We start from the raw sequence: 10,900 nt of genomic DNA on the forward strand, positions 1-10,900 counted from the left end.
AGGTAGAGATGTGGATGAGTTGGTTTATCTAGTCGGGGCTAGGAGGGATATTCCAGAGGAGTTGTTGCAACGGGCAAGGGAATTACGACAGCAACAAACTCCTGCGGAAAATATTTTGTGGGAGTGTCTGCGGGCAAATCGTCTGTACGGTTTTAAATTCCGACGACAGCATAATATTGGGCAGTACATTGCTGATTTCTACTGTCATACTGCCAAGCTAGTCATTGAGTTAGATGGTGAAATTCACCAAGCACAGACAGATCGAGATATCGATCGCGATTCGTGGCTAGAAGCAAACGGACTAACAGTTTTACGCTTCAAAAACAACCAGATAATCCAAAACCTCGAACCAGTACTCCAAACAATCCTCTCCTATTTCCCCTCTCCTGCGGGAGAGGGGTAGGGGGTGAGGGCAGCAATTCCTGCGGAACAAATGCCAGATAAATAGCGCGATCGCTCTTCAGTCCAGCCATCAAGATTATGAGTGTAAGTAGGGATTATAGATTTTGAGTGGTTCAGCCCCATGAAATACAACGGGATAAAAATTCTGCGATGGGTTCTGATTGGACTTCTCATTGCTTTAGCCATCTGGCTAGTCAACAAAATCGACATTGAGCAAGTTCGAGAACAGGTTGATCGCTTTGGCATCTGGGCACCTGCGATCGTGTTTGGACTGCGCTTTACCAGCATCATTATCCCAGTCCTTCCCGGAACCGCTTACGCAATTTTAGCAGGGGGTCTGTTTGGATTTGTTCAGGGATTGCTGATAGTCGTGCTGGCAGATTTAGCCTCCTGTACGTTCAACTTCTATATAGCCCGTCGCTATGGACGTGGTTTAGTGGAACGGTTTGTAGGTCAGCAATTTATGGAGAAAGTTGATCACCTCGCTCAACGCCATTTAGAACGCAACTTTTTCCTAATGACAGGCATATTTGATTTCGCCGCTTATGCTGTAGGACTAACCAAAACCCGTTGGCAAAGCTATTTGTTAGCGCTAGTCGTCAGCATTCTCATTGCCAAACCGCTTTGGGTAGCAACTGGAGCTGGAATCTTTGAAGGTAGTCAGTTACTCTTAGGCTTTGCGCTACTCGGAGCATTCGGTATCGGTATTGTGACAGCCGTTGTTCAACGTCAGTCAAATCAATGATCAGCTAGGGAATAGGGAGTGGGTAAGAAAACTAACTGTACCTCACCCGTCAAGTTTAATTGTGCAAACCTACTTACCTACTTATCAGATGTTTTACAATTATCCTGCCGCAAGGGAATCTGAATCACAAACTCAGTCCCCTGCCCAGCCTTGCTCTGGAAATAAAGCTGACCGCCATGCTTTTCAACCACAATTTGATAACTAATTGACAGTCCTAAACCCGTACCCGTTCCCACAGGCTTAGTGGTAAAGAAAGGGTCAAACAATTGCTGCTGAACTTGCTCACTCATCCCTGGTCCATTATCAACAATTTGGATAGTAATTTCTCGGTCATTGACAACCTTGGTTTGCACTCGAATCTGACCAGGATTGGTTTGAACTGTGGCAAGCGATCGCATCCTGTTTTGCTCATCAATTGCATCAATCGCATTAATGAACAAATTCATAAAAACTTGATTGAGCTGTCCTGCATAACATTCCACCTGGGGTAGGTCGCCGTAGTCTTTAATTATCTGAATTCCTGGATGTTCCCCTCGCGCTTTCAAGCGGTTTTGCAGAATCATCAGGGTACTATCAAGACCTTCGTGAATATTCACGGCTTTCATCTCCGCTTCCGCCACGCGAGAAAAGTTGCGCAGGGAATAAACAATTTCAGCAATCCGTTCTGCGCCTACCTTCATTGACTCCAGCAGTTTTGGCAAATCTTCAATTAAAAACTCCAAGTCTATTGCTTCGATTTCCGACTGAATTTCTGGAGTAGGTTTGGGATATTGCTGCTGATACAGTTGCAGTAAACCCAATAAATCTTGGGCATACTCCCTGGCGTGCATCAAATTACCATAGATGAAATTGACAGGATTATTAATTTCGTGGGCGACTCCAGCCACTAACTGCCCAAGACTGGACATTTTTTCACTCTGCACTAGTTGCGCTTGGGTTCGCCGGAGTTGTTCTAAGGCTTGCTCCAATTCTTGAGCTTGCTTTAACGCTTTGGCTTCTGCTGTACGGCTTTGCTTGTAAAGTTCAGCTTGTTGCAGAGCAATAGCTAACTGATCCGCTACTCCACAAATGAGCTCTACCTCTATATCCTGCCAGTGGTAAGGCTGGGCATCCACCACTAGTCCCAGCGCTCCCCAGACGGACGAGCCGCAGTGCAGGGGAACCAGCAACCAAGCACCCGGTAGTTTTTGGGCAATAGCTTGGTTGGCTTCGTCCTCAAAGATATTCGTATCGTCAATCCGCACAACTTCTAATCGCTTGAGTTTCTCAGTAATCGGATTGTGCTCATCGGGGATTTCTAGACCCACACCCATCGACAACCCTTGACCTTTGCAAGACTCAGCCACATTCACCCACAGCTTCCGTTCCGGTAGATATTGTACGATTTGAGCGCGGTCTACTTGCAGGAGATTTTCAATTTCTTGGGTGGCTGTAGAAAAAATCGTTTGTAAGTCGAGAGAGCGGCGGATTGCCTGCGTGAGGTGATTAATTGCCTGCTCCCGCAAGAAATGATACTGAGCTTGTCGATACAGTTGACTTTGCTGAATAGCGATCGCTACTTGGTCAGCCACCCCACGAATTAACTCGACTTCAGAGTCCTGCCAATGGTACGACTCTACATTTCTACCCAGCATTAAGCTCCCCAAAATACAAGACCCAAAGTGCAGGGGAACGAGCAGCCAAGCACCGGGAAAGTGTTGAGCCAAGCTCTTATGAATAGGGTCTTCAAACCTATTCGTATCATTAATCCGCACAACTTCCAATCGCTTCAGTTGTTCAGCAATTGGATTGTTTTCATCGGGGATTTTTCGTCCTAAAAACCCCGGTGAGTCGTCTGATTTGCGATACTCTGATACGTGTAACCAACCGTTCCGTTCCGGCAAATACTGGACGATTTGAGCCCGGTCTACTTGCAACAGTTCGCCAATCTCGCGAACGGCTGTAGCAAAAATAGTCTCTAAATCGAGAGAACTGCGAATGGCTTGCGTCACCTGATTGAGCGCTTGCTCTCCCAAGAAAAGGGATTTCGCCTGTTCGTAGAGTTGACTCTGCTGAATCGCGATCGCAACTTGAGACGCCAGGGAACCCAGCAAGTCTATCTCACATTGCTGCCAATGCTTAGGTTCATGGCAATGATGGGCAATCAGCAACCCCCACAATCGAGTTGCACTCTTTGTTTCTTTTTTGAGTAAGGACGGCAGATTAGTTGAGACGGGTGTGCCTGAGGGAGTACCATTTGCAATCGTTTGTTCACTTTGCAAAATCGGCACAACTAAGTTCGCCCGCACGTTAAACTGAGACAGTAAATTAACGTGGCACTCGCTGAGATTGGCGGTGTAGATATCGTCTATCGTTCTCACCCGACCTTCTTTGTATTGAGAGATATAGGTTGCTCTGAAACAAGGGTCATAGATATTCTCTCCTAGAATAGGAGAACACCTTTCATCAACCGATTCGACGACCACGTTGCCACTCCAGTCTGGCTCGAATCGGAAAATAATAACTCGATCTGTCTGCAAAACCTGTCGCACTTCGGCAACGGTGCGCTCTAGAATTTCCTCTAACTTCAACGATTGGCGGATACGTTGCGTGATCGCCCCAACGAGTTGCTCTCTCTGAAACTGCTGCCGTAGGGCGGCTTCAGCCTGCTGACGCTGGGCAATTTCCGTTTGTGCCTGTTGATAGAGTTCTGATTGATGAATCGCAATTGCGGTATGAGTGGCGAGGCTTTTGAGTAAATCGATTTCCCATCCTTGCCACTGCCTGGGTTCGCAGCATTGCTGCGCCACCAGTAGTCCCCAGAGTTTTTCTTCCTGTACAATTGGCACCACTAAGTTGGCTCTTACCTGAAACTGAACCAGTAGCTCGATATGACATGGAGTTAAACCGGCGGTGTAGATATCTTCAACGGCTTGAACTCGTCCCTGTTGGTAAAGATGGATGTAATCTTCGGCAAAATAGCGATCATTAATAGTGACGCCAGAAATAGGCATCCAATCTGAGTCTACCGATTCCACCACAACCATGCCACTGCCATCGTCATGGAGGTGGAAAATAATCACGCGATCGCAATTTAAAACGTGCCTAACTTCGGCGACTGTCGTATTGAGAATTTCATCCAAATTCAAGGACTGGTGAATGCGTTGGGCGATTGCCCCCAGGAGTTGCTCTTTTAGGAACTGCGTTTGCAAGACGGCTTCTGCCTGCTTTTGTTCGGTTAAATCCAACACAAAAGCAAATCCCCGACCCGTGTCTCGCTCGTCTTCAAAACAAGCTCCTGCTAGAATAATGGGGACGCGACTGCCGTCTTTGCGAATGAATTCTTTTTCGTAGGGAGTACAGGCTCCAGAGAGTTTTATCTCATCCATTGCCCGTTCATCAAGAAGCTGATATTCGGGTGGGGTTAAGGTATCCCGACGCAGGTGTCCGCCTAGCATTTCCGAGCGGGTGTAACCGACGAGGGTTAAAAATGCGGGATTAGCTTCGGTAATTAATCCGCTGTAATCGGAGAAAAAGAAACCGATAAGATTAGAGTTAATAATCTGCCGAAACCGAGCTTCACTGGCTTGCAGAGCCTGTTCGTATTGTTTCCGTTCGGTAATATTTTGAGTCAGGGCAACACCGCCGTACACTTCACCACCTTCGTTGAACAGAGGTGCTATCTGTAAAATATAGTAGCGATCGCCATAGGAGAATTCACGGGTTGCTGCCTTACCCGTCAATGCCTGGAGATAATAGGGTTCAAGTAAGCCACAGACTTCTGGATTTAAGGCTTCTGGTAGGGTTTTTCCTTCAAAATGGCTTTTTGTTAAACCTTCGCCTTGCATTTCTGCCCCTTCAGCCACCAGCAATCGCAAATCTCGATCAAATAAATAAGCCGTGCTATTGGGAATATTTTTAGCTAATGTGCGATAGTTGTCTTCACTCTGGCGTAACTTTTCTGCTGATAGTTTGCGTTCAGCAATTTCTTGTTGAAGCTTTTGGTTGAGTCTAATGAGTTCAGAGGTGCGTTCTGTCACTCGACGTTCTAAGTTGAGGCGGTAGTGACTCAATTCATCTTCCGCTTGCTTGCGTTGGGTGATATCACGGCAGCTATAGAGTATCGTCCCCTCTTTAATCGACACGCGCTTCACATTGATTAACAAGGTGTGTTCCTTGCCCGTCTTATCTGCAATTTCCCACTGAATATTGTGAAGTTCGCCGCTTTTTTCTAACTCATGCCGATCAACGATAAATTCACCCAAGAGGTTGGTAATTTTACCCAATTGTCGGACTTCTTGCTCGGAGTAGCCAAAGATAACCTGCACGTTAGGGCAAATGTAGGTAAACGTGCCGTTATCGGTGGTAATTAAAACTGTATCGGAAATACTGGTGAGGGTATTCCGATGGAGTTCTTCTGACGCTCTCAGCCTTTCTTCTACCTGCTTTGATGCGGTAATATCTTCACAAACCAGGCTAATTTGGGGATTAGAACCTGTTCCTGGGACTAAACGAGCGATCGCTCTTACCCACAGAAGAGTCCCATTTTTGTGGAGCAGGCAAGTTTCCCAGTGATTAATTTCGGTTAGCTTTTTTTGAATATTAGTTAACTGGATTTGGCTATTACGTTGCTCTTCCCCATCAAGAAGTTGATCGAGTGACGTTTGAACTAACTCGATCGCTTCATAACCCAGATAGGCAGCACCAAACTGACTGACAGATAGAATAACACCCCTTGAATTGAGCGTGAAGTAAATGCAGGGAAGAGTCTCGTATAACGTCCACAGCGCTTCTATTTCGGCTTGACTTTTCTGTGGATATGCCTTGCACTGACACTGCTCTCTCGGAGAGTTAACTAACTGACGCTGTTTGAAGTCAGCTTTTTTCCTGAGGTGACTCATGTCAATACGATGGAGTATTCTGCTTATTGTTTGATCATAACCTTCAGCTTATTGTTTTTTCAGGGATTACAATAATTCGCTGTTAAAGTTATTTAAACTTGATTGATTGAGAAAATGAAGCTGTAGTAAAACCTTACACTTTAATTAATAAAGTGCGATTTTTTGCTGCCACACTTAAGTTTTGCACTGGAGTTTTGACTGGTTTGGGTGACTGGTTTAAATACGGACTCCTTTTTAGAGCTAATCGTGTCTGTATTTATTCCCTCAGCCATTTTCTAGTTAAGCTGAAGTTTAGGGAATGGAGCCACCCATTCAAGGTAATACAAAATTGTAACAACAATAAATCATCGCAAGATAAGTTAATGATTCGTTTTAAATTTTAAATACAAATGGCTCTAGGAACCTAAAAATAGTAGAGGGGTACCTTATGACTGTACCCCCACCCTGTCTTTGTCGATAATTTTTTTCTTAGGAGTCCAGCTATAGCTGAACTTGCGATAGGTAGCTGCGCGGATCGAAGCTACGGGCAGCGCGGATTTTTTCATAGTACTCCCGCTCAACGTGGCTAGGGTCTTTGGGGGTAGCGATCACAATTCGCACGAGTTGGTCGCTGCGTGCGCCTTTGGGTCGAGACCAGCCTTTACCCCGTAACCGCAGGGATTGACCGGAACGGATACCTGCTGGAATATTTACGCTAACCCTACCATCAGGCGTCGGTACGTCGATTGATGCCCCCAATACCGCTTCATCCGGCATGATTGGCACTTCGCACAGCAGGTTATCGCCATCAAACTGATAAAACCCGTGGGGTTTGAGTTCCACATTTAAGTACAAGTCTCCCCGTTGCTGATTGTACGGGTTCACCTGACCTTTTCCTCGGACGCGAATTCGACTTTTAGGCTTGGCACCTGGGGGAATTCGCACCTCTATGGTTTCATTGCCCAAATTGAGCCGTTTTTGCGTACCGTGGAAGGCTTCAGACCAGCTTAACGTAATTGTGGCTTCGCGATCGGCACTGGTAGCCGTTGCCCCACCGTCAAAGTTGGAAAAATCATTAAAGCCACCAAACCCGTTACTAAAGTCATTGAATCCGGTAGAGCCACCGGTTTTAGTGCGGTAGGTATAAGTCCGACCGGCACCTCCAGGGGAACCAGCCGCCCCGGTGTTAAAGCGTCCCAGCAACTCGTTAATGAACTCATCAAAGCTACTATACTGACCAAAATCAAAGTTGCCAAAATCAACATTACTACTACCACCACCGCCTCCGGGCCACCCCTGTCCAGCTTGCTTCCAGTACTGACCAAATTGATCGTATTTCTGGCGTTTGTCGGAGTCTGACAAGACTTCGTAGGCTTCGTTGACTTCCTTAAAGCGAGCCTCTGCTTGTTTGTCCCCCGGATTCATGTCTGGGTGATACTTCCGTGCCAGACGCCGAAAGCTCTTTTTAATTTCATCCGCACTAGCCGTTTTGTTGACTCCCAAAACGGCGTAATAGTCTTTGAAGTCGGTTGCAGCCATGAAGGGTTTCTCCTCTATATCTAAGGATTTAGTCTAAAAATTGGGTTATTGTCGAGCTACCTTAAAGCTAGAGTAACAAACCTATCGAGCTGATTAAGTTCGGTTCTTTCTCACGGAAGCGATCGCAATTTCCACACCTACAACCTTGTTGTGAAACCTCTCATCTGCAAAGAACAGGGTGCGGATAGCGCCTTTTAGACAATAGTTGACATAAAGAATATCTCAGGGACTGAGACTATGCCAGTGTGGATTTCCCGCTATCGGCACCCCAAACGAAAAATTGCGTCAAAAGAGCCAATCCGACGTGGATTCAGGACTAAATCACCGTTCCATCTGGAATTACAGCATTTTTGAGAACGACAACAATGCCATTACGGATTAAAAAGCCTTGTTTCTCGCGGTCAGCTTCCTCAACTTTATCCTTATTGATAATTTGCACTTGACGACCAATGCAAGCGTTTTTATCAATAATGGCGCGACGAATGGTAGTGTCTGCACTGATTCCTAAAGGAACACGTCCCGTATCAAGGTTAGACTGCCGTTCCGCAAAGGGTTCGTAGAAGTCAGATCCCATAATCAGCGTGTCCTCAATAGTGCAGCCCGCCTCAATACGCGCTCGAACTCCTAATACCGAGTGGTGAATCCGGCAATTTTTCAGAATGCAACCCTCGCCAATAATGGATTTGGTTACTTGACAATCCAACAGCTTCGTGGGAGGCAAATAACGGGCACGAGTGTAAATCGGAGCCTCTTTGTCGTAGAAGCTAAAGGGGGGATGCGGTTGCCGAGTTAAGGCTAGGTTAGCATCGTAGAACGACTCAATGGTTCCAATATCTTCCCAGTAGTCGTTAAACAAATACGCTTGCAGATTGTGTTCATCTTTGACCGATGGGATAATTTCTTTGCCAAAATCCGTCTGTTGAGAATTTTCTTGCAACAATTTGTATAGGACATCTTTGTTAAAGACATAAATGCCCATTGAAGCAATATAGGGACTCTCTTTTGCCTGTTCTGATGTCAGCCCCAGAACCGTCGTATCCACCTGCATCTGTTTGAGAGCATCTCCTTTGGGTTTTTCACTAAAGTCAATCACCCTGCCCGTATGATCGATCTTCATGAGACCAAAGCTAGATGCCCGTTTATCGTCGATGGGAACGACAGAAAGGGTAATATCTGCCTTAGTATCACGGTGGTGTTGTACAAAATGACGGTAATCCATCCGATAGAGATGGTCTCCCGATAAAATCAGGTATTCATCAACATCCCACTCTTCCAATAGCCAGAGATACTGGCGGACAGCATCCGCCGTTCCTTGAAACCAGCTTGGGTTTTCAGGAGTTTGTTGGGCAGCGAGTACCTCCACAAACCCGTCCGTAAACCCAGCAAAGTTATAGGCGCGAGCAATATGGCGATTGAGAGACGCTGAGTTGAATTGGGTAAGGACGTAAATCTTGTAGATTTCCGAGTTAATGCAGTTGCTGACGGGAATATCAATCAGGCGATACTTCCCTGCCAAAGGTACAGCAGGCTTTGCTCTTAGCTTGGTTAGGGGATAAAGACGGGTGCCAGCACCCCCTCCTAGAATGATGGCTAAAACTCTTTTCACGAAACACCTCTCAACAGCCGATAGAATTCACACGTCTTAAGTGTCCGCTTGTGTGGAACTCTTTTCAAGAGGGTAAGGCAGAAAGTTAACTCTTTCCTACGACAGAACAGCTCCCCAGCTCCCTAGCTCCCCAGCTCCCCCGCTCCGTTTTCCAGAATTTCCATTAAATTTAAGTTAATAGAGGAAGCAAAGGGATGAGGAAGACAGATGTCAGCACAACTGTTATTAGTAGACGACGAACCTGGAATTCGCGAATCAGTTCCTCTCTATTTGGAAGAAGTTGGTGGTTTTAGTGTAAAGGTTGCCAGTAATGCTAATGATGCTTGGCAGATATTGCAGCAACACACCCCTGATTTAGTGATTACGGATGTAATGATGCCCCAAGTGGATGGGTATCAGTTCCTCAAGAAGCTGCGAGATGATCCTCGGTTTAGAACCTTGCCAGTGATATTTCTCACCGCTAGAGGCATGACGTCCGACCGAATTCAGGGCTATCAGGCAGGTTGTGATATGTATATTCCCAAGCCGTTCGATACCGATGAACTCATTGCCGTTGTTGAAAACTTGCTGGAGCGTCGCTCGGCAACCACTCCAGAAAATTCCAGCAATACAGAGCTTCTCAACATTGAGAAGGAGCTGACAGCCATTCGAGAAATGTTAGCTCAGAGGGGTAACATCACTCAAACTCCCCCTCCCATTCGTATTGACTTTACACCGCGAGAGCAGAGTGTCTTAGATTTAGTGGCCCAAGGGTTGATGAATAAGGAAATCGCCCGTCGTTTGGATACCAGCGTCCGCAATGTTGAAAAGTATGTCAGCCGCTTGTTTAGCAAAACGGGAACTAATAGTCGCACCGAGTTGGTTCGCTATGCTCTCGAACATGGCTTGACTCATTGACACTCCTCAGCCCTTTAGTCATGAGGATTCTTCACTCTTGAAAACCAGAAAAAATGTGTTTTCTGCTACTTGCTGCTTAGACTTTTTACCTGTACAAGCATTCCTATACAGAACCCGATAAGCCTAGTTTTCAAGGTGCGATGCCTCTCGGCTCTGGGTTTTTATAGAGGTTAAACACCCTTTACCTAACTTAGAACCATTGACCACAGTGGTGCGCTGTTAAAATTCACCCTCAAAAAAGTTTTTCGATATACTCAATGTCAGTCTTTACTAACCTCCTGGTTTGTCAACATTGTAGTCTTCGTGAGATAAAACGGCGTAAGGAACTAAAAGACTGCCTTGGTCGTGACAAATCATGCGATAGTTGCGAGTAACGGGAATACTGACTATCCAGCGATTGTGGCGCAGTCGCTTGCCCCCAAACTCTCGATAATTTTGATGAATTTCCAATGCAGCAATAATTCTCCGGGCTTTGACTACCACATGAGCGGGCAGATCTTTGAGATCGATAGGATCATCTTCAAAGGTAGACTCCCACTCCTGTTTTTGTTGTTTTTTAGCTTCCCGTGCTTGATTGGCTTGCTCACACCGATGGCAGGTTTGACCATATCCTTTATGTCCGCACGGAAATGTCTTCTTTCTTCTCGACATAAAAACAATGGTGTGGGTCAAACCCCCAACTTACAAACTTGCTACCCTATCTAAAATTCCCCCAATTGGGGCAGTTACATGAGGGGCGATGATGCCCACTTTTAATTTATCTTAATTCAAGAAGGAGAATTATTCTAATACAATCAGACGCTTGCTTCGTAATAAGTAATCTGTCATTGATGCCCTCTACTCCCCCACCCC

At 46.0% G+C, this 10,900-nt stretch carries 7 protein-coding genes; 3 read left to right on the forward strand and 4 right to left on the reverse strand.

Annotated elements, in window-relative coordinates; all coding sequences use genetic code 11:
• Positions 1-10: 10 nt before the first annotated feature.
• A complete protein-coding gene (locus tag IQ257_RS16420) occupies positions 11-403 on the forward strand; it encodes an endonuclease domain-containing protein (RefSeq protein ID WP_322744369.1) in 393 nt (130 codons plus the stop codon).
• A 120-nt stretch (positions 404-523) separates the two neighbouring features.
• Positions 524-1,147 carry a TVP38/TMEM64 family protein gene (locus IQ257_RS16425; protein ID WP_193880787.1) on the forward strand — a complete coding sequence of 208 codons (624 nt, stop codon included), beginning with the start codon at positions 524-526 and terminating at the stop codon, positions 1,145-1,147.
• A gap of 77 nt (positions 1,148-1,224) precedes the next feature.
• On the opposite strand, the gene IQ257_RS16430 is transcribed toward IQ257_RS16425, so the two are convergent.
• The 3 genes from IQ257_RS16430 to IQ257_RS16440 all read right to left on the reverse strand — a co-directional run bounded on the left by IQ257_RS16430 (position 1,225) and on the right by IQ257_RS16440 (position 9,151).
• Entirely contained in the window at positions 1,225-6,027 is a 4,803-nt protein-coding gene (locus IQ257_RS16430) for a GAF domain-containing protein (RefSeq protein WP_193880784.1), read from the reverse strand.
• 480 nt (positions 6,028-6,507) lie between these two features.
• Positions 6,508-7,545, reverse strand: a complete 1,038-nt coding sequence (locus tag IQ257_RS16435) for a DnaJ C-terminal domain-containing protein (protein WP_193880764.1) — start codon at positions 7,543-7,545, stop codon at positions 6,508-6,510.
• Between the two features lie 316 nt (positions 7,546-7,861).
• A complete protein-coding gene (locus IQ257_RS16440) occupies positions 7,862-9,151 on the reverse strand; it encodes a glucose-1-phosphate adenylyltransferase (RefSeq protein WP_193880746.1) in 1,290 nt (429 codons plus the stop codon).
• Positions 9,152-9,358: 207 nt separating this feature from the next.
• Here IQ257_RS16440 and IQ257_RS16445 point away from each other — a divergent pair, with 207 nt between their 5' ends.
• Complete coding sequence (locus tag IQ257_RS16445) at positions 9,359-10,048, forward strand: response regulator transcription factor (RefSeq protein WP_193880743.1); 690 nt, start codon at positions 9,359-9,361, stop codon at positions 10,046-10,048.
• A gap of 270 nt (positions 10,049-10,318) precedes the next feature.
• On the opposite strand, the gene IQ257_RS16450 is transcribed toward IQ257_RS16445, so the two are convergent.
• Complete coding sequence (locus IQ257_RS16450) at positions 10,319-10,699, reverse strand: hypothetical protein (protein WP_193880740.1); 381 nt, start codon at positions 10,697-10,699, stop codon at positions 10,319-10,321.
• Between the last annotated feature and the right edge of the window lie 201 nt (positions 10,700-10,900).

It is taken from the genome of Coleofasciculus sp. LEGE 07092 (assembly GCF_015207375.1).
Lineage (GTDB): Bacteria > Cyanobacteriota > Cyanobacteriia > Cyanobacteriales > Coleofasciculaceae > LEGE-07092.